The organism is Jeotgalibaca arthritidis, assembly GCF_011100465.1.
GTDB classification, from domain to species: domain Bacteria; phylum Bacillota; class Bacilli; order Lactobacillales; family Aerococcaceae; genus Jeotgalibaca; species Jeotgalibaca arthritidis.
Window position 1 is genome coordinate 353,210 of sequence record NZ_CP049740.1, and the last position, 23,794, is coordinate 377,003.

Annotated in this window: 22 protein-coding genes, 1 pseudogene and 1 other annotated feature; of the genes and pseudogenes, 13 read left to right on the plus strand and 10 right to left on the minus strand. The window is 37.6% G+C overall.

The genetic code is table 11. From position 1 onward, the window contains the following. Positions 1-452: 452 nt before the first annotated feature. From G7057_RS11795 to G7057_RS01735, 3 genes and pseudogenes are all read left to right on the plus strand, one after another. A pseudogene (locus G7057_RS11795) lies at positions 453-1,268 on the plus strand (ABC transporter ATP-binding protein); the annotation flags it as partial. 12 nt (positions 1,269-1,280) lie between these two features. After that, positions 1,281-2,177: an ABC transporter ATP-binding protein gene (locus tag G7057_RS11800; protein ID WP_405002645.1), complete on the plus strand. Its 897-nt coding sequence runs from the start codon at positions 1,281-1,283 to the stop codon at positions 2,175-2,177. A 24-nt stretch (positions 2,178-2,201) separates the two neighbouring features. Continuing rightward, on the plus strand, positions 2,202-3,152 hold the full coding sequence (locus G7057_RS01735) for an aromatic acid exporter family protein (protein ID WP_166160843.1): 951 nt from the start codon (positions 2,202-2,204) through the stop codon (positions 3,150-3,152). Between the two features lie 247 nt (positions 3,153-3,399). Here G7057_RS01735 and G7057_RS01740 read toward each other — a convergent pair whose 3' ends face one another. Continuing rightward, positions 3,400-4,314 (minus strand): EamA family transporter, encoded by a 915-nt coding sequence (locus tag G7057_RS01740; protein ID WP_166160845.1) that lies wholly within the window; start codon positions 4,312-4,314, stop codon positions 3,400-3,402. A 215-nt stretch (positions 4,315-4,529) separates the two neighbouring features. Here G7057_RS01740 and G7057_RS01745 point away from each other — a divergent pair, with 215 nt between their 5' ends. The 5 genes from G7057_RS01745 (at position 4,530) to G7057_RS01765 (ending at position 10,203) form a co-directional block, all read left to right on the plus strand. Then, positions 4,530-5,141 (plus strand): 50S ribosomal protein L25, encoded by a 612-nt coding sequence (locus G7057_RS01745; RefSeq protein ID WP_166160847.1) that lies wholly within the window; start codon positions 4,530-4,532, stop codon positions 5,139-5,141. A 119-nt stretch (positions 5,142-5,260) separates the two neighbouring features. Next, complete coding sequence (gene thrC / locus G7057_RS01750; protein ID WP_166160849.1) at positions 5,261-6,751, plus strand: threonine synthase; 1,491 nt, start codon at positions 5,261-5,263, stop codon at positions 6,749-6,751. Positions 6,752-6,852: 101 nt separating this feature from the next. After that, positions 6,853-8,247 carry an L-cystine transporter gene (locus G7057_RS01755; protein ID WP_166160851.1) on the plus strand — a complete coding sequence of 465 codons (1,395 nt, stop codon included), beginning with the start codon at positions 6,853-6,855 and terminating at the stop codon, positions 8,245-8,247. Between the two features lie 85 nt (positions 8,248-8,332). Next, positions 8,333-9,637, plus strand: coding sequence for a hydroxymethylglutaryl-CoA reductase, degradative (locus G7057_RS01760; RefSeq protein ID WP_166160853.1), 1,305 nt, complete (start codon positions 8,333-8,335; stop codon positions 9,635-9,637). An 11-nt stretch (positions 9,638-9,648) separates the two neighbouring features. Then, on the plus strand, positions 9,649-10,203 hold the full coding sequence (locus G7057_RS01765) for a DUF3267 domain-containing protein (protein ID WP_166160855.1): 555 nt from the start codon (positions 9,649-9,651) through the stop codon (positions 10,201-10,203). Between the two features lie 49 nt (positions 10,204-10,252). Here the strand turns inward: G7057_RS01765 and G7057_RS01770 are convergent, their stop codons facing one another. Continuing rightward, positions 10,253-11,419, minus strand: coding sequence for a hydroxymethylglutaryl-CoA synthase (locus G7057_RS01770; RefSeq protein ID WP_166160857.1), 1,167 nt, complete (start codon positions 11,417-11,419; stop codon positions 10,253-10,255). 161 nt (positions 11,420-11,580) lie between these two features. On the opposite strand from G7057_RS01770, the gene G7057_RS01775 reads away from it, so the two are divergent. Continuing rightward, positions 11,581-12,021, plus strand: a complete 441-nt coding sequence (locus G7057_RS01775; RefSeq protein WP_166160859.1) for a YaiI/YqxD family protein — start codon at positions 11,581-11,583, stop codon at positions 12,019-12,021. 99 nt (positions 12,022-12,120) lie between these two features. Here the strand turns inward: G7057_RS01775 and G7057_RS01780 are convergent, their stop codons facing one another. Then, complete coding sequence (locus G7057_RS01780) at positions 12,121-13,503, minus strand: uracil-xanthine permease family protein (protein WP_227004618.1); 1,383 nt, start codon at positions 13,501-13,503, stop codon at positions 12,121-12,123. 246 nt (positions 13,504-13,749) lie between these two features. Between G7057_RS01780 and G7057_RS01785 the strand changes: the two genes are divergently transcribed. Genes G7057_RS01785 through G7057_RS01795 form a run of 3 tightly spaced genes read left to right on the plus strand, consistent with a single transcriptional unit; the run spans position 13,750 to position 15,672 of the window. Next, positions 13,750-14,079, plus strand: a complete 330-nt coding sequence (locus tag G7057_RS01785; protein WP_166160861.1) for a PadR family transcriptional regulator — start codon at positions 13,750-13,752, stop codon at positions 14,077-14,079. 15 nt (positions 14,080-14,094) lie between these two features. Then, positions 14,095-15,066 carry a permease prefix domain 1-containing protein gene (locus G7057_RS01790; protein ID WP_166160863.1) on the plus strand — a complete coding sequence of 324 codons (972 nt, stop codon included), beginning with the start codon at positions 14,095-14,097 and terminating at the stop codon, positions 15,064-15,066. Between the two features lie 54 nt (positions 15,067-15,120). Then, positions 15,121-15,672 (plus strand): TIGR01440 family protein, encoded by a 552-nt coding sequence (locus G7057_RS01795; protein ID WP_166160865.1) that lies wholly within the window; start codon positions 15,121-15,123, stop codon positions 15,670-15,672. A gap of 33 nt (positions 15,673-15,705) precedes the next feature. Here the strand turns inward: G7057_RS01795 and G7057_RS01800 are convergent, their stop codons facing one another. The 7 genes from G7057_RS01800 to G7057_RS01830 all read right to left on the minus strand — a co-directional run bounded on the left by G7057_RS01800 (position 15,706) and on the right by G7057_RS01830 (position 22,926). Further along, positions 15,706-16,548, minus strand: coding sequence for a transporter substrate-binding domain-containing protein (locus G7057_RS01800; RefSeq protein ID WP_166160867.1), 843 nt, complete (start codon positions 16,546-16,548; stop codon positions 15,706-15,708). 24 nt (positions 16,549-16,572) lie between these two features. Beyond that, positions 16,573-17,295: an amino acid ABC transporter ATP-binding protein gene (locus G7057_RS01805; protein ID WP_166160869.1), complete on the minus strand. Its 723-nt coding sequence runs from the start codon at positions 17,293-17,295 to the stop codon at positions 16,573-16,575. Beyond that, entirely contained in the window at positions 17,288-17,938 is a 651-nt protein-coding gene (locus G7057_RS01810) for an amino acid ABC transporter permease (RefSeq protein ID WP_076765199.1), read from the minus strand. The genes G7057_RS01805 and G7057_RS01810 overlap by 8 nt, the downstream gene beginning before the upstream one ends. Positions 17,939-18,003: 65 nt before the next feature. Then, positions 18,004-18,229, minus strand: a binding site (T-box leader). 142 nt (positions 18,230-18,371) lie between these two features. Continuing rightward, positions 18,372-20,189, minus strand: coding sequence for an oligoendopeptidase F (gene pepF / locus G7057_RS01815; protein WP_166160871.1), 1,818 nt, complete (start codon positions 20,187-20,189; stop codon positions 18,372-18,374). 18 nt (positions 20,190-20,207) lie between these two features. Then, positions 20,208-21,125: a ketopantoate reductase family protein gene (locus G7057_RS01820; RefSeq protein WP_166160873.1), complete on the minus strand. Its 918-nt coding sequence runs from the start codon at positions 21,123-21,125 to the stop codon at positions 20,208-20,210. 9 nt (positions 21,126-21,134) lie between these two features. After that, positions 21,135-22,055: an AEC family transporter gene (locus G7057_RS01825; RefSeq protein ID WP_166160875.1), complete on the minus strand. Its 921-nt coding sequence runs from the start codon at positions 22,053-22,055 to the stop codon at positions 21,135-21,137. 13 nt (positions 22,056-22,068) lie between these two features. Then, a complete protein-coding gene (locus G7057_RS01830; protein WP_166160877.1) occupies positions 22,069-22,926 on the minus strand; it encodes a pyridoxamine kinase in 858 nt (285 codons plus the stop codon). Between the two features lie 161 nt (positions 22,927-23,087). On the opposite strand from G7057_RS01830, the gene G7057_RS01835 reads away from it, so the two are divergent. After that, on the plus strand, positions 23,088-23,588 hold the full coding sequence (locus G7057_RS01835) for an ECF transporter S component (RefSeq protein WP_166160879.1): 501 nt from the start codon (positions 23,088-23,090) through the stop codon (positions 23,586-23,588). Positions 23,589-23,794: the final 206 nt, after the last annotated feature.

Here is a 23,794-nt window from a genome sequence, read left to right on the forward strand (position 1 = left end):
CCTCTTTCAAAAAAAAAACACCCCTAAATAAACTGTTCATAAAACAGTCTACTTAAGGGTAAAATAGTTAATTTTACCCTTAAGTAACAGCACGCAAAAAGGCAAGCTGTTGCTCAGTCCAATACGGAATTTCTTCTATAATGGCTTGCTGTAACGGGCAATCCCGTTATGGGCTGATTAAAACGTCACCCATACGACTCCAAGATGCACTTCCAAACCTTTTATCAGATCCCCTCACACCAAACGGGACTCGCTTTACTCATAATCTAGTCTGTACTCTTCTTTTCATAGTCTTTTATTTCGAATGTTTAGCTGATTCTTAATATAGCAGAGCGCCTTTCTTCCGTCAAGAACAATCGCTTACTTTTTTTCAGAAGAAAAGTTTCCTTTCTTTTTTAGAGAAAGCGTGCTATTTTTTGATTAACACTATTTTCTCGAGGAAGGATGTCAATATGACTGCTTTACTATCAATTCAAAATTTATCAGTGTCATTCTCAGTAGGCTCTGATGTGCAGAAAGTTGTTTCTGACGTATCATTTACTGTTGGAAAAGGTGAAACCATTGGCTTAGTAGGTGAATCTGGCAGTGGTAAAAGTGTAACTGCACGTTCCATCATGCAGTTATTATCTCCTAATGCCCATGTTCACCCTGAATCACGTACTCTTTATTTAGGTGAAAACCTGTTAGAAAAATCTGAAAAAGACATGCGGTCTGTGCGAGGAAAAGACATTAGTATGATTTTCCAAGACCCCATGACATCACTCAACCCGACCATGACTCTTGGCAAACAGATTAGCGAAACCATTCGTTACCACGAAAAAGTTTCTGAGAAGGAAGCCGAAAAGAAAGCCAAAGAAATGATGACCCATGTTGGGATTACGGATGTGGATTACCGTTATAAACAGTATGCCCATGAATTTTCTGGTGGAATGCGTCAACGCATGATGATCGCTATGGCTTTAGCATGTAACCCATCTCTAATTATTGCGGATGAGCCAACAACAGCCCTTGATGTGACCATCCAAGCCCAAATTCTAGATTTGTTAAAAGATATCCAGAAAAAATTTGGTACGGCAATTATTTTAATTACGCATGATTTTGGTGTTGTCGCTAATATGTGTGACAAAGTGGTTGTTATGAAAAACGGCCACATCGTTGAACAAGGAGACACCTTATCTGTTTTCCAAAATCCAGTTGATGACTATACTAAGATGCTACTGGCTGCTTTACCTAAATTAAATGAGACAAAATCCGTAAAATCCTTAAAAAAACTAGAAGAGATTCATAGCGGAAAGCGTGACGTTATTCTAAATGTTTCTCAATTGCAAAAAGAATTCGCTTATGGACGTCATCATTCAGTCAAAGCCGTTGACCAATTAAGTTTCTCTATTTACCGCGGTGAAACACTAGGACTAGTTGGAGAATCAGGTTCTGGAAAATCAACAACTGGGCGGACTATTTTACGACTCCACCAAGCAGACAGTGGTGAAACATTATTTGAAGGATTTGATATTAATAGCTTGAACAATGCGGAATTGAAAGCAATGCGTAAACATATGCAAATGATTTTCCAAGACCCCTATGCTTCACTTAATCCAAGAATGAAAATTCAAGATATTATTGGTGAATCACTCGATATTCATGGATTAGCTAAGAATAAAAAGGAACGCAATGCCCGTGTATCTGAACTATTGGAATTAGTTGGCTTAGAAGCTTCTTATGCGCAACGCTTTCCTCATGAGTTTTCTGGCGGACAACGCCAACGAATTGGTATTGCGCGAGCCTTAGCCGTTAATCCAGAATTTATTGTTTTGGATGAACCACTATCGGCTTTAGATGCTTCTATCCAAGCACAAATTGTGGACTTATTAGAAGATCTTCAAGAAAAGCTCGGCTTAACCTACTTATTCATTGCCCATGACTTAGCAATGGTTAAAAAGATTTCTGATCGAATTGCAGTTATGTATAAAGGAAAAATCGTTGAATTAGCGGATGCTGAAGAACTGTTCGCCAATCCGGTTCACCCTTATACTAAAAAACTATTATCAGCTATTCCTGTTCCTGATCCAACATTTGAAGCAAACCGCCCAAGTGTCACACAGGCACAGCTAGAGCTGACCAACTATGAGGGACAAGAATTCAAAAAGGTATCTCCTCATCACTGGGTATACTGCTAAAATAATTTAATTGGAGGTTGTCCCATGTCACTGGGTCTACGAACAGTAAAAATCGCCAGTTCAGCTTTTATTGCTATTATAGTCGCTGGCTGGTTGGGGCTAGACTATGCTGTTGCAGCTGGTATCATTGCTATTTTAAGCGTCTTAGACACAAAAAAGACATCCCTTCTCACTGCTGGTCAGCGATTAGTATCAACTATTCTAGCCTTGAGTATTGCAGCCGTTCTTTTTTCTATATTAGGATTTAATATCTATGTCTTTGCCTTATATCTATTACTTTATGTACCATCTGCTTATTTACTAAAGGTTGATTCTGGTATCGCACCATGTTCTGTATTGGTTACTCATTTGTTAATCGAACAAAGTACATCGCTAGAATGGCTGACCAATGAATTACTTTTAATGATTGTTGGAGCTGGAATTGCACTAATCATCAATTCTTATATGCCTTCCAAAACAAATCATATCGTTGAATTGAAAGAAGCAGCTGATACTTGTATGAAGGAGGTTTTATTATCCTTTTCTATTGCCTTAAAGGATGGTAGTCCTTTCAATCGAGACTTACTCCATCAACTTAACCAACTTTTGTCTGATGCTGAGCGTTTGGTTTTAATAGAATCTGAAAACAGAATTTTAAATCAATCAGAATATGATATTCGCTATATTGAAATGCGTAAAAGCCAAGCAACCATTTTAACTTATATGGAGAAAAATCTAGCGATTTGTGTTATTCCAATGAAAGAAAATAAAATTCTATCCGGTCTTTTTTACCTCACTGCCAATCAATTGCATGAGTCTAATTCAGGTGACTATTTGTTACACGACATTGACCTTTTACTGAATCAGTTTAGAGAGAGTCAATTGCCTCAAAGCCGACCTGAGTTTGAAAATAGAGCGATTCTTTTTCAATTGTTGAACGATTTCAGTCGCTTTATCCAAACCAAAAAAGACTTTTATGAATGTCATCAAAAATAAGAAAAGCGGACAAGTCCGCCTTGGCCTATGAAAAAATAGGAAATTTGACCCTGAATTGTCAGGAGACTTCACGCTTCAGCGGGTTAGTCGAATGATATGCGTTAGCGAGCAGCGAAGCGCGCAATGGGGCAAATTTATCTTTTTTTCACTAGGTCAGGACTTGGGAGCTAGACATTGATGGCTGAACTTATAATCCCCTAGTCTATAAAAAAAGTGGTTCGGGAATTTTCCCGAACCACTTTTTGTTTTACTCAATACTTAAAATAATAATCCCTATAATAATTCCCACAATCGCCATGTATTGGCCTTTTGTCAGTTTTTCTTTTAAGAAAATACGAGAAAGGATAATCGATACAACTGCATAGGCAGAAATCATTGGTGCGACAATAACAGCATTTGAACTAATGGCATAAACATAGAAGAACTGACCGATTGTTTCAAAAATAGCTGCAGCGCCGCGATCTTTTTGATCCTTTAATTTAAACGGTTGTTTTTTGATGATAACCACATAGATAAAAGCTACAATAGCTACTAACAACCAGGTAAACTCATACGATAGGTTGGCTTGCATTTCAAGCGTTGCTTCGTCTAGATTAGCGTAAGCATCAAAGAACCACGCATCAGCAAACGTTCCAATTGAATCAAGAATCGCGTAAAACAATGGAAACAGTAAGGCGATTGCGCCGTATTTATACTTACGATCGATCACTTCTTTAGTTTCCAACCGTTCTTTTTCTGCCAGACGATGTTCAAATACGCCTAGTAAGACAACGCCAACGGTAATCAGTGCAATGGCACCAAATTGTAGTCCTGTCACAGATTGTCCTAAAAAGATAAACGTCAGTAAGCCTGCAATGGCACCTGACGAATTTTGAACAGGTGCTGAAATAGATAACTCTAAGAATCTTAACCCAGCATAACCAACTGCCATAGATGTAATATAAAAGAATGATACCGGTAAATACTTAATCATATAAGACGGGTCATAAGAAACACCTTGGACTAGCATGACATATACAGCATGGATTCCCATAATAAACCCAACCATGATAACGGTCTTTAAATAACTATATTTATCGTCTGGGACAGACCCTTTCTTGTAAAATAAGTCTGCTGTACCCCAAGAGATCGTTGCAATAATTGCAGGGATAAACCACCACATTTTCTTATCAACTCCTTCATACTTTTTTCATACTCAAAAAGTATACTAGATTTAAGTATAAATAGACACCACTTTTTTCATATCTGTTTGTTATGAAAAAGGCTATCATTAGCTTTTTCTTTCATTCAATGCTATAATGGTTATATATTATGCGCATTTAATTAATATATTTTTTATGTTAATTAACCGAGCGCAAAAATGGAGGGAAAGATTTTATGAAATTAACAGCTCAAAAAAGAGAAAGATTAGGTACTTCAGCTTCAAAACAAGCACGAGTAGATAATAAAATTCCAGCAGTTGTTTTTGGAAAAGAATTCGATGCAACTCCGGTATTAGTCGATGCCAAGCAATTTGAAGAACTGTTGCGTTCAGAAGGACGAAATGCGGTTTTCAATATTGTTATCGAGGGTGAAGAAACACAAGTTATTATTAAAAACGTTGATCACTCTGCTTTAAAACCAGAATATTACAACGTTGAATTACAAGCCATTACAAAAGGACAAAAGGTTACCGTTACTGTTACGATTAATGCTACGGGTGCTGAAGAAATTAAAGCCGGTATCTTGACTCAACCGTTAAATGAACTAGAAATTGAAACAGAACCAACTCATATTCCAAGTGAAATTGAAGTTGACGTTGCTAGTCTTGAAATTGGTGATTCATTAACTGTTGCTGATTTGAAAGTCCCTGAAAATGTGACGGTCTTGTCGGATGCTGAAACAACAGTATTCGTTGTTGCCGCGCCTCAACTAGAAGAAGAAAGCGATACAGACGCAGAAGTTGCTGAGCCAGAAGTCATTGGTGAAAATGCGGACGCTGAAGAATAATGACCTCAGACCGAGACTTTTGTCTCGGTCTTTTCTATATAATTACAAAAGGTAATTGAGTTTTATCTTAGAGTGTGGCATACTTTCATTAGAAAATCCTCATTTAAAGGAGTAATTATATGACTATCACTTATCACAGTACACGTAACAACCAATTATCTTATACCGCTTCAGAAGCCATTCTAGCAGGTATTGCACCAGACGGCGGTTTATTTGTCCCATCTACTATTCCACAATTAACATTGGCATTAGAAGATTTAGCAAAAAAAAATTATCAAGAGATTGCTTTTCATATTTTAAAAGCTTTTTTAACTGACTTTACAGACGATGAGATTAACGAAAGTATCCAAGTTTATAATCAGGAGAAATTTGATACTGCCCTTATCACACCACTTGTAGAAGCTGGTCACGATCATTATTTAGAACTCTTTCATGGCCCTACAATTGCCTTTAAAGATATGGCCCTATCTATTCTGCCAAAATTAATGACTATTTCTGCTAAAAAGAATGATAGCCAAGAAGATATTGTCATTTTAACTGCAACTAGTGGCGATACTGGTAAAGCTGCTCTTGTTGGCTTCGCAGATGTTCCGAATACGCATATCATTGTCTTTTATCCAAAAGATGGTGTTAGTGATATTCAAGAGAAGCAAATGCTGACACAAAAAGGTGATAACGTTCATGTCGTTTCCATCGAAGGGAACTTTGACGATGCCCAAACAAAGGTAAAAGAACTATTTGCTGATAAAGAGTTAGCATCTGACTTACACGCTAACAAGCTTCGCTTTTCATCTGCTAACTCGATTAATATTGGCCGTCTCATTCCACAAATTATCTATTATGTTTATGCGTACGGCCAATTAGTTGATCAACTGAGTATTCAAGCTGGTGATGCTATTAATGTGGTTGTCCCAACAGGTAACTTCGGTAATATTCTAGCCGCTTATTATGCGAAAGAAATGGGCTTGCCGATTAATAAATTAGTCGTAGCATCAAACGAAAACAATGTCCTAACTGACTTTTTCAAGACAGGAACCTATAATCGTAACCGTGATTTTATCTTGACTTCATCACCTTCGATGGATATTTTAGTATCAAGTAACTTAGAACGTCTGCTCTATCACCTTGCGAGTGAAGACACACAATTAGTAGCATCGTATATGGCTTCATTATCGAAAGATGGCTTATATGAAGTAACAGCTGATATGCTTGAAAAAACGGTCGAATTCTATGCTGGATTTGCTAGTGAACAAGCGGTCTCTGACCAAATCAAGCACACTTTCGAAGAGTCAAACTATGTTCTTGATCCCCATACTGCTGTTGCTGCTTATGTGGCGAATGACTATCGTTCAAAAACAAATGATCAGACAACAACTGTTATTGCTTCAACTGCCAGTCCTTATAAATTCCCATTGGCTGTTTTAGAAGCGACAAATAGCAATTTCAAAGAAACGTCTTTAGAAGATTCTTTATCGCAATTACGTGATTTAACTGGCATTGCCTTCCCTAATGCCATTGAAGAAGCCCTTCATGACCCCATTCGCCACCATACTTCGGTAAAGGTGAATGAAATGAAAGATATTGTCAAAGAAAAATTAGGTATTCAATAATTTTATGAACATACAGGCAGAAAAGTAGAATAATATTCTACTTTTCTTTATACTTGCTAAAGAGTTATCTTATAGAACGACTATTTTAGGAGGTAAAAACAATGGATACTGTCATTATTATTGCAATTTTAGCTATTTTTACTGGATTATTGTTCTTATTGCAACGCATGGCAGCGAAATACGTGAAATTTTCAACACGTGTCTTCACTGCACTGGCCATTGGTCTTGTTTTTGGTATTATTATCCAACTCTTATTTAAAGCAGACAGCGACGTTACGACTGTAGCAATTGACTGGATGAGTATTGTGGGGTCTGGTTATGTTAGATTCTTACAAATGTTAATCATGCCGTTAATCTTTGTTTCAGTTGTAGGAGCCTTTACAAAGATTGAACAAACAAAGGACTTAGGTAAAATTAGTATTTCTGTATTAGTAACATTGTTAGCTACTACAGCTGTTGCTGCTTTTATCGGATGGGCTGCTGTTATTATCTTCAATTTAGATGGTGCGCAATTTGTTGAAGGAGCTGCAGAAGCCGCTCGAATTGAATCACTAGCTGAGCGTCAACAACAAGTAGTCGGATTGACGATTCCTGGACAAATTCTAAGTTTCATTCCATCTAACATTTTTGAAGACTTCGCTGGTCTTAGAAGCACATCTACTATTTCAGTTGTTATCTTCTCTTCTTTTGTCGGTATTGCTTATATGGGCATTAAACGTAAAGATGCGACTAACGCTGCAACATTCAAAAAAGGCTTAGATGCTGTTCAAGCTGTTATTATGCGAATCGTAACACTTGTTCTTCGCTTAACACCTTATGGAATTTTAGCATTAACAACGAAAATGACTGCAACATCAAGTCTACAAGCCATTCTTAATTTAGGTGTCTTCGTATTAGCTTCATACGCTGCTCTATTCGTTGTCTTGATTCTTCACAGTATTATTCTGATTACTCAAAAAGTTAGCCCGCTAACTTATTTCAAGAAGGCATTCCCTGTTTTAAGTTTTGCCTTTACTGCACGCTCAAGTGCAGGTGCGCTACCTTTAAATATTAAAACTCAAACAGAAGCGCTAGGCGTGGATTCAGCTTCAGCTAACTTTGCAGCAAGTTTCGGCGTTTCAATTGGTCAAAATGGTTGTGCGGGTGTTTACCCTGCTATGTTGGCAACCATTATTGCGCCAACTGTTGGTATTGATGTAACGAGCGTTGGGTTTGTCCTAACTTTAATTGCAATTGTAACAATCGGTTCATTCGGTGTTGCTGGTGTTGGTGGCGGCGCAACTTTTGCGGCTTTAATCGTACTAGGCGCTTTAAACTTACCAATCGCGATTGCAGGTCTTGTTATCTCTGTTGAACCTGTTGTTGATATGATGCGTACAATGGTTAACGTTAACGACTCTATGTTAGCCGGTGTTGTCTCATCCAGAACCATTAAACAATTTGATGACAGTGTTTTAAATAACCCAGAAGCGGTTGTTGAAAACGACGGTATGTAATAATTTCAAAGAGAGCCAGTCTTGATGACTGGTTTTTTTTGTGTTTTTAATATGTTATAATAGTTTGAAAGAAAGGAAGCTAGTCATGACCTCTAAAAACATAAGTGAATTAGCTAAATTTTATAAAAAAAAGCGAACTGAACGCATTGATGCCTTAGAAAAAGCAGGTTTTGTTGGTACGGAAGAAAAAGACTTATTAGCCAATCATTTGGCTCTTTCTGAAGATGTTGCTGATAGTATGATTGAAAATCAAGTAGCGACTTACCAACTTCCATATGGACTGGCTCTCAACTTTTTAATTGATGACCAGGATTATGTCGTTCCTATGGCAATGGAAGAACCATCGGTAATTGCTGCAGCAAGCTCCGCAGCCAAATTATTTGCACAACATGGTGGTTTCCAAACAGCAGTCACTGAACGTATGATGATTGGACAGGCCATTTTAACCAACGTCCCTGATCCAGAAAAAGCAATTGCAATCATTGATGATTACGAAATTGACATCATTCAAAAAGCTAACCAAGCTCACCCCTCTATTGTTAAACGTGGCGGTGGCGCAGATAGCATTCGTATCCGTGAAATACAAGCTGATCCTGAATACAATACGCCCCATTTTTTAATCGTTCATTTGCATGTGGAAACATTAGAAGCCATGGGTGCTAATATGATCAATACGATGATGGAGGCTATTTTGCCTTATCTGGAAGAACTGAGTGGTGGGACTGCTCTTATGGGAATTCTATCCAATTATGCGACGGAATGTTTGGCAACAGCGAGCTGTCGCGTTCCTGCTGATGCTCTAGCTAAAGGCGAGCTAAGTGGTGAAGAAGTAAGAGATTTAATTGTTCTTGCTTCTCAACTAGCAACTGTTGATCCTTATCGTGCAGTCACGCACAACAAAGGCATTATGAACGGGGTTGACGCTGTTGTTTTAGCGAGCGGGAATGACTGGCGCGCTATGGAGGCTGGTGTTCATGCTTATGCGTCAAGATCTGGCCAATACCGTGCTCTTTCCAGCTGGAAGACGGCTGATAATGGCGATTTAATTGGGGAATTAACCTTACCGATGCCAGTTGGAACAGTTGGTGGCTCTATTTCTTTCCACCCTGGTGCTAAGATGACTCACCATCTTCTTGACTATCCTAATGCTGAACAACTTGAATCAATTATTGTCTCAGTTGGATTGGCTCAAAACTTTTCAGCTATTCGCGCTCTCGTCACAGAAGGTATTCAAAAAGGACATATGGGGCTACATGCTCGCTCGCTTGCCATTAGTGCGGGTGCCACAGCTGATGATATTGAATTAGTTGCAGCAGAATTAAAAAATCATAAACACATGAATTTAGCTCAAGCAAAAGAAATTTTAGATCACATAAAACAGAATAGATAGGAGTAAGAGATATGACCCTTATCAAAGAAATTGATCTTTTAGAAAGTAAAAAAACCATTATTTGGCTAAATGTAGCTAGTGTCATTCTAATGATACTGTTTATTTTCTTCTTTGGTTTTATCGCCACTCTCATTTTAGGTAATGGCGCCTTTGAACAACATTTTGATTTATCTACTTCTTTTAAAGGTTTTCTCATTATGTTCGGGATTGTGATTGTTCATGAACTCATCCATGGTCTTTTCTTCAAACTATTTAATCCTGAAGGAAAGGTGAAATTTGGCTTTAAAAATGGTATGGCTTATGCGACAAGTCCGCAATCAATCTATACAAAAGGACAATTTTCCATTATTATTTTGGCACCTTTTGTCATCATTAATAGTCTCATTTTCATTGCCTTTCTACTAGGCTGGTTTCAAGGTATAGCCTTTATTTTCTTCTCAGCCTTTCATGCGGCTTCTTGCGTAGGGGATTTTTACTTCATTCTATTGCTATTGACGACCGAAAAAGGTGCTTATGTAGAAGATACAGAAGTTGGCATAACTTTTTACCGATCAAATCAGGCTTAAAAAAATCAGTAGCGACCACATATTAAGTGGGTCGCTACTGATTTTTTTATTATTTAACTAAATAGAAACGTTTATGATCTTTAATGCCTGCCAAACAAATTTTTGACGGATCTTCTTTGGTTTCTACGACCACTTCACTACCATCTTGTGGCAGTTGTTGTGAGAAAATCGTTTCGTAATCCGCAACAGAAATCTGCTGGCGGCTATCGAACAGACTTTTATGTGTTTCAATCGCTAATTGCGACTTGTAGCCTTCTTCTAAAATAGCTGTAAAGAATTCTCCAACCGCACCTGATCCATAACTAAACAAACCAATACGATCTCCTTCAGCTAATTGACTATCTTGTTCTAATAACGATAACAGTCCAAGGTAAAGTGACCCTGTATAAATATTTCCGACATTACGGCTGAATGTTGTGCTCAGTTGGAACAGCTCTTGCAGCTCCGCTTGCTTATCTTCATCTGCTTCAGCTAAAATTTCTCTCAGCGCTTTTAGCCCCATTTTCGTATAAGGTAAATGGAAACAGAATGCCTTAATATCCTCAATCGTCATAGTTGTTTTTTCTTTATATAGATTCCATGTTTCTAAGAAAAATGAAATGTATTGTTCATTGGAATATTGGCCATCAACCATAGCATATTCTGAATAAGTTGGACGCCAAAAATCCATAATATCTTTTGATAAATATGCTGAATTATTTTCTAAGCTCATGATACGTGGATTAGCGCTAACTAGCATCGCTACAGCTCCCGCTCCTTGTGTCACTTCACCACCAGTCGCTAGTCCATAACGTGCAATGTCAGTTGCAATAACCAAGGCTTTGCGATCAGGATTTAAGGCAATATGCCCCTTAGCCATTTGAATACCTGCCGTCGCACCATAACAAGCATGCTTCATTTCAATAGAACGTGCATGAGGCTGAATCCCTAGTAATTGATGAACATATACAGCAGCAGATTTCGATGCGTCGAAGCCACTCTCTGTTCCTACAATAACTAAGTCAATTTTATCTAAATCGTCTTGCTCTAATATTTGGAAAGCAGCATTTGCCGCCATTGAGACGATATCTTGGCTTAATGGCGTAACAGCCATTTGACTTTGCCCAATACCAATTGTATATTTTGCTGGTTCATCACCTCGAGCCTCCGCCAATTCATTCATATCAACGTACATGGGAGGTGTATAGAAACCAATCTTATCTATTCCGATTCTCATAGCGATCTCCTTTACTACTACATTTAATAAAACTCCACGTAATTATAGTATGTTGTTTTAAATAATAACACAAGTTTTTCTTTTTAAACTTAAGCTTATTTTATCATTTCCAACGCTTTTCTCATATCTTTGGTAAAATAAAAGAAATAAGGAGGTAGACTATGACTGTAATTATTGATGGAGATGCTTCTCCAGTAAAAACGATTATTTATGAAGAAACAAAAAAGCGTAGCTTGCCCGTTATTTTAGTGACGAGCTTTGCTCATTTTTCTAATAAAGAAGTTCCTCAACATGTTGAAGTTGTTTATGTTGATTCTGACCGTGAAGCTGCTGACTATCGGATTATGGCGCTCGCCAAAAAAGGTGATCTTTTGGTTACTCAAGATTACGGCCTCGCTTCTCTAGCACTGGGAAAACAGCTAACTGTCCTACACCATAACGGCTTTCTTTATACGCACCAAAATATTGATCAACTATTGGAATCTCGTTATCTCAATGCTCAAATTAGGAAAAGCGGTAAACGAACAAAGGGTCCTAAAGCATTTACTCAAGACGACCGAAATCACTTTCGAGCAGTTTTAGAAGACCTTTTAGATCAGTAGAAGTGAATAGAACTAGCAAATTTGATTTTTATTCACTCTAGCCATCAAAAAAAGCCCTCATTGGACTATCACACATAGTCTAGTGAGGGCTTTTATATATTAAGCTGTTTGTGTTACTGTTTCTTCTTTTTCTTTTAAAATAATATTCATAACTAGCGCCACGATTGTTCCTGCTGAAATTCCTGAAGAGAACAATCCACTTAGGAATGTTGGCAAGCCTACAGTTACTTCTGGTCGGAATGAAACGCCTAGTCCAACTGCTAGAGAAGCAGCGACAATGATCATGTTACGGTTATTGAATTTAACACGAGATAATGATTGAATACCAGCTGCAGCAACGTTACCAAACATCAATAGTCCTGCTCCACCTAATACAGGCATTGGCATAATTGAAACAAGTGTTGCAAATTTAGGGAATAAACTCATTAAAATCATAATCACACCTGCTGCGATAGCAACTTTACGAGAAGCATTGCGAGTCATTGGAATCAAACCAGCATTTTGACTAAATGTTGCAGCTGGTCCTGAACCAAAAATTGGTCCGATAAATGATCCAACACCGTCTGCACGAACACCAGCAGCGATATCTTCATCTTTCAATTCTGTTTTTGTAACTTGACCAAGTGTTTGCATAACGCCTACTGTTTCGATAACAGTAACTAAGTAACCTGTCACAAACGGTAGTGCATATTCGAATTTAAAGGTAATACCATATTTGAATAATTGTGGGAAAGCAAACCATGCTGCATCAGAAACTTGTTGGAAATCAACCATACCAAGTGGAATACATACGATATAGCCAACAACCGCTCCAATTAAAACAGATAGAGGCGCAATTTTGTTACCACCGTAATGATTAACAACACCAATAATCATGAAAACAAAAACAGCAATCATAATATTTAAAGGCGCACCATAGTTAGCAGCACCAACTCCACCAGCTGCCCAATCCATAGCAACAGACATCAATGTCATCCCCATTAGAGAAATAACTGAACCTGTTACAACAGGTGGGAAGAATTTCATCAATGGTTTGATAAAATAACTCATAACAATTTCAAGTACAGCTGCCATCATCGTTCCACCAAAGTAAGCAGCGATACCACCTGTTGCAATAACAGAAGCAGCAGGTCCTACGAAAGCAAAGTCAGTTCCCATAATAGTCGGTAAACCTCCACCGACACGGAAAGCTTTCGGACCAATACCTTTTGATTGAATAATCGAAACAATGCCGGATACTAACAACCCTGCACTAACCAGATAAGCAGTATCTGCTACACCAAATCCAGCCATACCTGCAATCACTAATGGCACTGCGACTAAACCACCAAAAGCAGTGATAACATTTTGAAAACCTAACACACTAGTTGTAATAAGATCGGGACTATCTTCTACCCCGTATAATAACTCGTTATCGGTTGTCTCAACTTCTACAGCTGCTTCGTGCATGTTTCCTACGATTTCTTCAACATTGCTTTCCATAACTTCCTCCTATTTACGAACATTAATTTTATTTTTTTGTTTTATTTTAGTTTTTCGTTTATTTAATCCTATTATAAAGCTTATTATCAAAAAGTAAACAGATTAAACACGAACAATAACTTAATAAGATTAGAATTTTATCATTAAAGCGCTTTATCAATTAAGAAGTTATTTTACTTTACCTGTCGTAGTAATCGTGCTATAGTAAAGTTACTACGACAGGCGGAGTAAAAAGGAGTTGATAAAATGATTTCAAGTGATATTATGAGAGGCTTTAACGATCTATTAATTTTATCCATCCTTGTCGAGAACGATTCCTATGGTTATCAAATCTCCAGTACGATTAAAGATATTTCTCAAGGTAATTATGTTATGAAGGAAACGACGCTCTACTCTGCATTTTCTCGTCTGGAAAAAAAAGAACTTATTCGTTCCTACTCTTCTTCAGAGACATTTGGAAAGCCAAGAACGTACTATACGATTACGCCACTAGGTAAAACTATTTATGATGAAAAAATAGAGGAATGGTCTGCAACAAAAGAATTGATTGATCAATTCATCGGCCACCACGACTAATAAGGAGGAATTATCATGGAAACAATTTATGCCTACATCGAATCCATTTTTATCAACTTACCTCGAACAACTGAAATGGACCAGCTCAAAGCAGATATGCTCATTAATATGGAGGATAAATACCTTGCTTTAAAAGAAGCTGGTGTTAGCGATAACGAGGCAATCGGAACAGTATTATCTGAATTTGGTAATATTGATGAAATTATTGAGGAATACAATCTGGAAAAAGAGAATGAATCATTTGATTCTGATCCCAATATCCTTTCTCTTTCAAATCAAGAAGCTGAAGCTTTTTTAGTTCATCGAACAAAATTTGCATTTGCAATCGCATTAGGTGTTTTTATGTGTATCATTTCAGTCACAATGATGTTTTTAACGATGTCTCTCACACAATGGTTGTTCTCATCAACTGCTTTTGATTTACTTGGTGTTATTGTTTTATTAGTGATTATCGCCATTGCCGTTGCCCTGTTTATCATATTTGGCTTGAAAGACTCTAACTTTGGCTATGATAAAAAAGAACTTGAATTGGATCCTCAATACTATCTTGAAATAAAAAAAGAATACAATCTTTTTAAAACACGCTTTACTTATGCTATCGCCTTCGGTGTAGCTTTATGTATATTAGGACCAGTTGTCCTATTACTAAGCCTGGTGTTTTTACCTGAATCATATATTGGTGTCTCACTATTACTGAGTTTTATCGCTGTTGGTGTTTTCTTATTTGTCTTCTTTGGCATTCAAAAGGATAGCTATGAAAAACTACTCCGCATCGGTGAGCATTCGCCTATTCGAGTGAAAGCTAATCAAATCCAAGAAACTATTTCATCCATTGTCTTTCCGTTGGCGACCCTTTATTTTCTTTACCAAGGATTCTTCCATGGTAACTGGGATACTGCTTGGGTAGTTTTCCCTATTGTTGGCATAGGGTTTGTTATTTTTGCAGCGATAGTGGAGGCACTGGCAAATATAAGAGAGAAGAAATGACAAATCTATCTTTTTATTAGATAATGAAAGAAATAACTGTAGAGGAGTTTTAGAATGTTAGAGAAAATTAGAAATGAAGTTGATAAAGCCGTTCGAGAACTCATTGCTGTTTCAAAACTTGAAGATGGGGACATTGTTGTCATTGGTTGCTCTTCAAGTGAAGTCATTAGCGAAAAGATTGGTACGGCTGGTAGTAAGGAAGTTGGCGAATTGATTTTTGAAACAGCTCAAAAAGCGCTACGTCAACATCAGCTTGTTTTAGCTGCCCAATGCTGTGAGCACTTAAACCGTTCTTTAGTAATTGATCGGAAAATTGCTAAGGCAGAACGATATACCATCGTTAATGCTGTTCCTCACCTGCACGCAGGCGGCAGCTTTGCAACAGCTGCCTACAATGGAATGGAAGATCCCGTACTAGTAGAAGCTATTGAAGCAAAAGCTGGATTAGATATTGGTCAAACCTTTATAGGAATGCATATGATTCCAGTTGTTGTTCCTGTTCGCTTATCATTAAACAAAATTGGGAGTGCTATTTTATCTGCTGCACGGACACGTCCAAAGTCAGTTGGTGGCGAACGCGCTCATTATGATGAAAAACTCAAATAAAAAAATGTCGGGAAATTTTCCCGACATTTTTTATTATTCTTCAGATGAATTTTCTTCCATCAATTGAACATTTTTCAAGATTAATTCATCTACTTTACCAGCTTCTTGTAGGTCATTCAAAATGCCATTAACCGTTGTTAAGAACGCTTCGTTACCCTTTTGAACTGCGATTGCTGCTTCATTTGCCTCACTAGCAATATCAAGGTTAGCAACCATCAAGTTGTCATTTTCTTTTGCATATTGGTTTGCTACAGTTTCAACCATCAAGATGGCATCTACTTTACCCGTATTTAATGAAAGGATTGCTGTTCCCCATTTACCAACTGATTGTAAATAGTTATCTGCATAAGCTTCTTTCAAGAAATCTTCTTGGATTGTTGATTTTTGTGTAGCCCATTTTGCGTCATCTAATGATTCAGGAGATGTGTACTTTTCACCGTCCTCTTTTCTAATTAAGACAACATCTTCCGTTGTCACATAAATATCTGTGAAATCAACACTTTCAGCACGTTCAGCGGTTGGGTTCATTCCTGCAATAACAAGGTCAACTTTTCCTGTTGAAAGAGCTGGAATCAACCCATCAAAGTCCATATCTTTTACAATAAGCTCAACACCTAATTCAGTTGCAATCTCATTGGCAATATCAATATCGAAACCAACGATTTCGTCTTTCCCATTTTTTACTAAATGCCATTCGTATGGTGGGTAATCAGCTGTTGTTGCAATCACTAACTCACCTTTATCTTGAATTTGTGCTAGTTTATCTTTCGATGTGTTTGCTGAAGAATCACTAGATGCTCCTTCATTTGCGCCGCATGCAGCTAATGCTGCCATACTCATTAATCCCATTACACCTTTTAGCCAAGTCTTTTTCATCTTCCATTCCTCCTAATGCTTTTTTTATAATACTTTAGATAAGAAATTTTGTGTACGTTCGTTTTGAGGTTGATCAAATAGTTGTTCTGGCGTACCTTGTTCAACAATATAACCCTCATCCATAAACAAGATGCGATCGCCCACTTCTCTAGCAAATCCCATTTCATGTGTCACAACAACCATGGTCATGCCATTCGTTGCTAAGTTTTTCATAACCTGTAATACTTCGCCAACCATTTCAGGATCAAGCGCTGACGTTGGTTCATCAAACAACATCATTTTCGGTTGCATAGCTAAGGCACGTGCAATAGCTATCCGTTGTTTTTGACCACCTGATAATGAGTTAGGATAAGCTTCCGCTTTATCCGCAAGTCCCATACTTTGAAGTAAGTCTGTTGCAATTTGATGTGCTTCTCCTTTTGATACTTTATTAATTTGAAGTGGACCAATGGTAATATTTTGCAATACAGTCAAATGAGGGAACAGATTGAAGTTTTGAAAAACCATTCCCATCTTTGTTCTCACTTCATCAATATTAACACCCTTTTGATTAATCACTTGGTTATCAAAGAGTACCTCTCCTGATGTTGGTTCTTCCAGAAGATTCAAGCAGCGAAGAAAGGTACTTTTACCAGAACCAGAAGGACCAATGACAACGACTACTTCGCCTTCTTTAATTTCTTCATTGATACCTTTTAGAACTTCCTTCTCACCAAATGATTTTTTTAAGTTATTTGTTTTAATCACTTTGTTTCAACCTTCTTTCAAATAGTTCAACTAGCTTACTTGCAATCGATGTTAAGACAAAATAGAATGCAGCAGCGATAACGTAAGGCATAAATGGCATATAAGTTGCACCCGCCACTACTTGCGCATTAAACATCAAGTCACGCATACCAACGACTGAAATGATTGCTGATTCTTTCATCAACGTAACAAATTCGTTCCCCAAAGCAGGTAAGATATTTTTCAAGGCTTGCGGATAAATAATTTGACGCATGGCTAGGTTTTGATTCATTCCGATAGAGCGTGCTGCTTCCATCTGGCCTTTATCTACCGCTTGAATACCCGCACGGATAATTTCAGCGATGTAGGCTGCTGAGTTTAAGGCGATGGTAATCACACCGGACATAAAGTCTGGCAGCTGGATATTAATCACGTAAAGGCCATAATAAATAATAAAGAGTTGAACGAGCAATGGTGTGCCTCGAACAATTTGAATATAAGCTTGCGCTGGTATACGAGCAAGTGGGTTTTTCGACATTTTCATGACTGCTAGCAATGACCCAAATAAAACTCCCATAAAAATTGCGATAAAAGATAGTGCAATGGTATAACCTGCTCCTTTAAAATAGAGCGGCAAATACGCACTAAAGAAATCGATCGACATAATTAAAACTCCTTTTTTTCATTGTAGGTACAAAAAAACCGTCCCCTACATATATTCTATAATATGCAAGAGACGGGTCAAAGTTCATTGATTCCGCGGTACCACTCTAGTTGACGTGCTCAAAGACACATCCACCTCATTTTAGTAACGCATGATTTGCGGAAAAAGCTACTAGTTTCACTTTTTCATCCATAAAGTGCGGTTCAACAAGAATTTTCTGATAGGCTTACACTCTGCCCTATCTCGCTTTGAGAAATGGTTCTTATCTACTCTCTTTATGATTGATTATTTTATATTTAGTTTTTTAATCTGACTGTATTTTATTGAATGGGATAAGAAATGTCAATAGTCTTTCTCATATTTTTCTCATTCATTTTCGATAAGTCACTTATTAATGACTTATAATAAGTGATTTATCATTATCTGTCAACTTTTATTTTTCTAGTTCTGCGGTTAAAACCATCATTCGCTCCACAGCATCATCCAAATATTGAATGGTATCTTTCAATGGTTGGTCCGTTGTAATATCTACACCAGCCACTTTAGCTGCCTCTACTGGAATATAGCGACCACCAGTTGTTAGGAAGTCTAACCAGCGATCTACTGCTGCTTGCCCTTCTTCTTTCACTTTCAAGAAAGCTTGTGTGGCAATGGTTAAACCAGCAGAGTAAGTGTAAGAATACAAGCCCATGTAGTAGTGAATCTGACGCATCCAAGTTAATTCTGCCCCTTCATTGATTTCTACAGCATCTCCCCAGAAGGCTTCAAGAACGTTACGTTTAATATCACTTAATTTTTGAGCGTCGAAACTCATACCATCATCAATGAGTTGGTACACTTCACGTTGATAAGCAGCTTCCAACAAGTGAGTCACGAAGTTATGGAAGTAAGTATCTGTCAGCATCTTCGTTAAGGCAAAGCGCTCCATACGTGGATCATCTGTTTTAGCAGTTAAAGAAGCTGTTAGTAATAATTCATTGAATGTTGAAGGTGCTTCAATTAAATACAATGACGGTCCCTCGTCTAATAGTGAGTTATGTTTATTCGAAAGAATCCCTTGTCCTGCATGACCTAGTTCATGAATCAATGTATAAACATTACTTAGATGGTTAGTCCAAGACATTAAAATATAAGGATGGGCTTTTTCACCTAGTGACGTGCTACAGAATCCACCTGTTGATTTCCCTTTATTTTGAGCAAAATCCATCCAGCGCTCTGGATAAGATTTCATAATCATGTCGGTGTAATCTTTCCCTAATACAGAGATAGCTTCTTCAACCATTTTTTTCGATTCTTCAACCGTTACTTCTGGTGAATAATCTGGGTCTAAGTCAATTTTTAAATCAGCATAAGTGACTTTATCTAATCCTTGAACATCTTTTAAATGTGTGATGTATTTTTGCATAACAGGCGCTAAATCAGACATAATCGTATCGATTTGGCGATTATAAAGGTCGCGGTCCACTTCTTGGTCATACAATAAATAATCAAAAATAGAGTCAAAACCGCGCATAGTCGCAATTGTTTTTTCTGTTTGAAGTTTTGTGTAGTAAGCAGCTGCTACCACATTTTCATATTGTTTAAGAACGGCTGAGAATTTATCAAAGGCAGCACGTCTAATCGCCGTATCAGTATGATACATATAGTAATCTTCGTATAGAACAAAGCTTAATGGATACGTCTCACCATCAACTTCAAACGTACCAAAGTCCATATCTGCTAAACGTGCTTGCTCATAAATATCAGCAGGGGCATGTAGTGTTGGTGATAATTGTGCTAAGGCTTTTTCAACTGCTGGATCAAGTTGAATGTGTTTGTTTGCTTTAGTTAGACGAATAAATGATGCATATTCCGGTTTTTCTTCAGCAACTGCATCTAACTGATCATCCGAAATTTCAGACAATTCAGATTGGAAGAATGATAGTTTTGCTGACAATTCAGCAGATGTCATCCCCATTTTACGGGATAATTGCGTATTTTCAGGATTTGTTAAATCAGTTGTTTCTGGTAAAAAGGCATATTGATTAGCTAAAGAATGTAATTCTAAAATAGCACCATAATCATTTAAAGCTGCTAATAAGGTTTCTTTATCTGATAATTTGCCTGCATAATTTGTTTCAAATTGTGCAACCATTTCTTTTAAGTTCACGACAGCTTCTTCAAAGGCTTCTTTGGTTTCAAATAACGCAGTTAAGTCCCATGTTAAGGCTTCTTCTACTTGGTCACGACTTTTCATTTCTTGTGTTTGCATATCAGTGTCTCCTCTATATTAAAGTGAATAATGTGATTCAATTTCTTTTATTTTACCATAAAGATACATATTAGTAGGCACAGCCAGTTGATGTTTTTTAGCCTTCTCAATAACCGTTCCAGCAAACAACTCAACCTCTGATGGTCGTTTTGCTAAACCATCTTGACGCATCGATGGCATATTTTTAGGTGATAAAGTAGCCAATAACTTAAGATTGTCTTCCAAGTCTGTATCGTTTAAATGAATGCCTTCTGCTTGAGCGAGCTGAATGACCTCTTTCATGGCAGCAATCATTAAATCCCTTGTCTCGCCATCTTCTTGCGCATCAGCATAAACCCCTTCCGTTAACATCACAACTTGATTCACACCAACATTCAGCATAAACTTCTTCCAAATGCGGTGAACGATGTCCGTTTCAATCGTATAAGGAAAGGCTGTTTTTTGAAAGAATGCTTCCAAGTCAGCTAGTCGACTTTGTTTAGCTGGATCATCAATACCGATTCGCAATTCGCCCTTACGTTCATAAAACAGATTCTGCTCTTCTCGAACCGCATCCATCCCTTGCGCCACGCAGTGAATGATTTGACTAGCTGGATAGCGCTTGGCAATCTCCTCTTCACTTGAGATGCCATTTAAAACTGACAAAATAGTGGTTTGTGGCCCAATGTAATGTTTAGCTGTTTCAAGACTATCAGCGAGTTGATTGCCTTTGACACAAAATAAAATAAGGTCAACGGCTGCGTCAGCGCCATCTTCTAAAACATAGTTAAAATTGGTTTCTTTTCCATTAATGGTCAGTGGACGCGATTCATAACGTTCTTTTCGTTCTTTGTTAACAATGATTTTGATGTCTTTTTCAGCCATATGCTTAGAAAAGTGGTCAGCATATAGCATCCCTAAGGCACCTAAACCGACAATACCAACTGTTCGTATCATGATTTCCTCCTAAAATAACAAGCTAATCAGTGGAATAGTAATTACCGAAAACACTGTCGAAATAAAAACATAAGATGTCGCAAAAGCTGTCTGCCCGCCATATTGGGTTGATAAGGTCACAGCCATTGTCGGACCTGGCATAGCAGCAATAATAATTAAAATACCTAAAATAATCGGGTTTGAAATAAGCGGACTTAGTAGTAGCCAAAGAAACAATGGCACCAGTAACATTCGAAAGGCAGCAAAGGCATACAATTTCACATTTTTGGCTGCCACCACTAAATCAATATCTGCCATTGAAGAACCAATTATAAACATAGCCAATGGTGATGTAATCCCACCTATACTGGTCGCTGTTTGAGCAATGACTGATGGCAGCTCAATGTCAAAAAAGAAAAAGAATAAGGCTAAAAAAGACGCTATCGTAGCTGGATTCATCAGAATGGTCCGCCAATCGATTTGACTCGACTTCTGCCCCTTGCTAATCATATAAATACCGATTGAATAGACCAATAAGTTATTTGGAATATTATAAATAGAGGCATAAAATAAGGCACCAGTTCCAAATATGGCTTGAACAACTGGAAAGCCCATAAAGCCATTGTTAGCAAATACCGTTAGGAATTGAAGAATTCCCGCTTGGTCTGCTTGAACTCGAAATAACTTAGGTGTTAAAAAGGCCAGCCCAATAAAGAAGACATAGGATAAGACAGCCATAATTAATACAAAGATACTGTCCCATTTCGTTCCGACTTGGCCTGCAGCTGATGTAGATGACAAAATAAGAGCTGGCACCGTTACATAGTTAATTAAGCCAGCGAAATTAAGATTGGCCATTTTTGATAACACACCACTTTTAGCAGTGATATACCCAACGACCACAATTAACATCAACATGACCATTTGATTCAAAACAACGCTTGAATCCACTTACCATCATCTCCTATTCCCTGTCTTGATATAACTGCTGGATTAAATACGGTAAATCTGTTTCAAACTGTACGCCATATTTTAAATCATTATCACTTTCCAGGGTTCTGACAATGACCCGTCCTACATAATCAACAGCGGTTTTTGTAGCTAAAGCAAGTGGCTTTTTCTGAAATAAAAAGCCCGCTATGACACTTGAAAATAAATCCCCTGTCCCGTCAAAGTGTCCCGGATAATAAGGGCCTGCTGCATACGCATAGCCATCTGTTTGATAACGGTAGCTAGCTGCACCAATTTTTTCATCGTCGTAACGTACTCCTGTCAAAACAACCGTCCCTTGATTAAGAGCCGTTAGTTTACGCAATTGCGCTTTAATATCTGCTTCTGTGTAAGGTCCTGGGTGGTAGCTTTCATCTAATAATAAGCTCATTTCTGTCATATTCGGAATAACGACCGAAACATCCCTACATAAAATCCTCATCTGATTGACGTAATCATCATCAAATCCTGGATATAAAAACCCATGATCGCCTAGAACTGGATCTAATACTGATAAGGCATCATCTGTTAAAAATTCACGGATAATATAACGAACCAATTCGATCTGTTCAATAGACCCCAAATAGCCGATTAATAGACCATCAAATTTTAACCCAAGTGTTTTCCAATGGTGGAGAATTTTTTTTATTTCAGAAGTCAGGTTTAAATAAGTAAAATCTGTAAAACCAATCCCAGTGTGCGTACTTAATAAGGCAGTTGGTAAAACACTAACACCATTATTCAAACAGCTCAAAACAGGAACGGCGACATTTAAAGAAATCCGACAACTGGCGGATATATCTTGTATAACAAGTACTTTTGGTTGATGCATCTGTTTTATCCCGCCTTTTTATCTCACTAAATATTATATAGTTTTCATTGTACCAAATGTTTTTATCATCTGCTTCTTATTTTTGAAGAAATGAAACTATTCAATGTCTTTTTCATAAAGAATGCTATAATAGTTAAAAATTAATAAAGGTGGTTGGTTTGATGGATCAAAACAATAAACGGACGCATCGAATTGTTTTATTTGCTCTCTTTGCTTCTTTGACTGTTGTAATGACCTTGTTGTTTCACTTCCCTATCCCTTATGGACAAGGTTATTTGAATATTGGCGACGCCGTTGTCTTGTTAGCTGCTCTTGTTATGGGGCCTGCTGCTGGCTTTTGGGTGGGCAGTATTGGTAGTGCCTTAGCTGATATGATTGCTGGCTATGCCATGTATATGCCTTTCACCTTTGTTGTTAAAGGTCTGGAAGGATTATTAGCTGGCTGGCTATACAGTAAAACTAAAAAGCTATCTATTTCGCTCATTATCCCTGTTATTTGGATGCCTGTCGGCTATTTATTAACAGATTGGTTTTTATATGGTTTGGCTGCAGCCATTGCTGCTTTCCCAATGAACCTCTTGCAAGGCATAGTTGGCGCCGTTACTGCTATTATTTTATATCGAACCATTGGACCTATTTTTAAAAGTAAATTTCAGCTATAAAAAGATGCGTCGAGACCAGTTCTCGACGCATCTTTTTGCTTTAAGTGTAAGATACAGCTTCACTTTATCACCTGTATCTTGCATTTCATCTGCTAAATGTAAGATACAGGTCCTAACAGATGGGTTGTATCTTGCATTTCATCTGCTAAATGTAAGATACAGGTCCTAACAGATGGGTTGTATCTTACATTTTGAGTCCTTAATCT

What these genes read in the sequence shown, in the direction of transcription:
- G7057_RS01830 (WP_166160877.1), bottom strand. Translation starts at nt 22,926, where the DNA reads ATGCATCAACCAAAAGTACTTGTTATACAAGATATATCCGCCAGTTGT.
- G7057_RS01755 (WP_166160851.1), top strand. Translation starts at nt 6,853, where the DNA reads ATGGATACTGTCATTATTATTGCAATTTTAGCTATTTTTACTGGATTA.
- G7057_RS01790 (WP_166160863.1), top strand. Translation starts at nt 14,095, where the DNA reads ATGGAAACAATTTATGCCTACATCGAATCCATTTTTATCAACTTACCT.
- G7057_RS01835 (WP_166160879.1), top strand. Translation starts at nt 23,088, where the DNA reads ATGGATCAAAACAATAAACGGACGCATCGAATTGTTTTATTTGCTCTC.
- G7057_RS01740 (WP_166160845.1), bottom strand. Translation starts at nt 4,314, where the DNA reads ATGTGGTGGTTTATCCCTGCAATTATTGCAACGATCTCTTGGGGTACA.
- G7057_RS01785 (WP_166160861.1), top strand. Translation starts at nt 13,750, where the DNA reads ATGATTTCAAGTGATATTATGAGAGGCTTTAACGATCTATTAATTTTA.
- G7057_RS01760 (WP_166160853.1), top strand. Translation starts at nt 8,333, where the DNA reads ATGACCTCTAAAAACATAAGTGAATTAGCTAAATTTTATAAAAAAAAG.
- G7057_RS01800 (WP_166160867.1), bottom strand. Translation starts at nt 16,548, where the DNA reads ATGAAAAAGACTTGGCTAAAAGGTGTAATGGGATTAATGAGTATGGCA.
- thrC (WP_166160849.1), top strand. Translation starts at nt 5,261, where the DNA reads ATGACTATCACTTATCACAGTACACGTAACAACCAATTATCTTATACC.
- pepF (WP_166160871.1), bottom strand. Translation starts at nt 20,189, where the DNA reads ATGCAAACACAAGAAATGAAAAGTCGTGACCAAGTAGAAGAAGCCTTA.
- G7057_RS01795 (WP_166160865.1), top strand. Translation starts at nt 15,121, where the DNA reads ATGTTAGAGAAAATTAGAAATGAAGTTGATAAAGCCGTTCGAGAACTC.
- G7057_RS01820 (WP_166160873.1), bottom strand. Translation starts at nt 21,125, where the DNA reads ATGATACGAACAGTTGGTATTGTCGGTTTAGGTGCCTTAGGGATGCTA.
- G7057_RS01745 (WP_166160847.1), top strand. Translation starts at nt 4,530, where the DNA reads ATGAAATTAACAGCTCAAAAAAGAGAAAGATTAGGTACTTCAGCTTCA.
- G7057_RS01775 (WP_166160859.1), top strand. Translation starts at nt 11,581, where the DNA reads ATGACTGTAATTATTGATGGAGATGCTTCTCCAGTAAAAACGATTATT.
- G7057_RS01765 (WP_166160855.1), top strand. Translation starts at nt 9,649, where the DNA reads ATGACCCTTATCAAAGAAATTGATCTTTTAGAAAGTAAAAAAACCATT.
- G7057_RS01780 (WP_227004618.1), bottom strand. Translation starts at nt 13,503, where the DNA reads ATGGAAAGCAATGTTGAAGAAATCGTAGGAAACATGCACGAAGCAGCT.
- G7057_RS01810 (WP_076765199.1), bottom strand. Translation starts at nt 17,938, where the DNA reads ATGTCGATCGATTTCTTTAGTGCGTATTTGCCGCTCTATTTTAAAGGA.
- G7057_RS01735 (WP_166160843.1), top strand. Translation starts at nt 2,202, where the DNA reads ATGTCACTGGGTCTACGAACAGTAAAAATCGCCAGTTCAGCTTTTATT.
- G7057_RS01770 (WP_166160857.1), bottom strand. Translation starts at nt 11,419, where the DNA reads ATGAGAATCGGAATAGATAAGATTGGTTTCTATACACCTCCCATGTAC.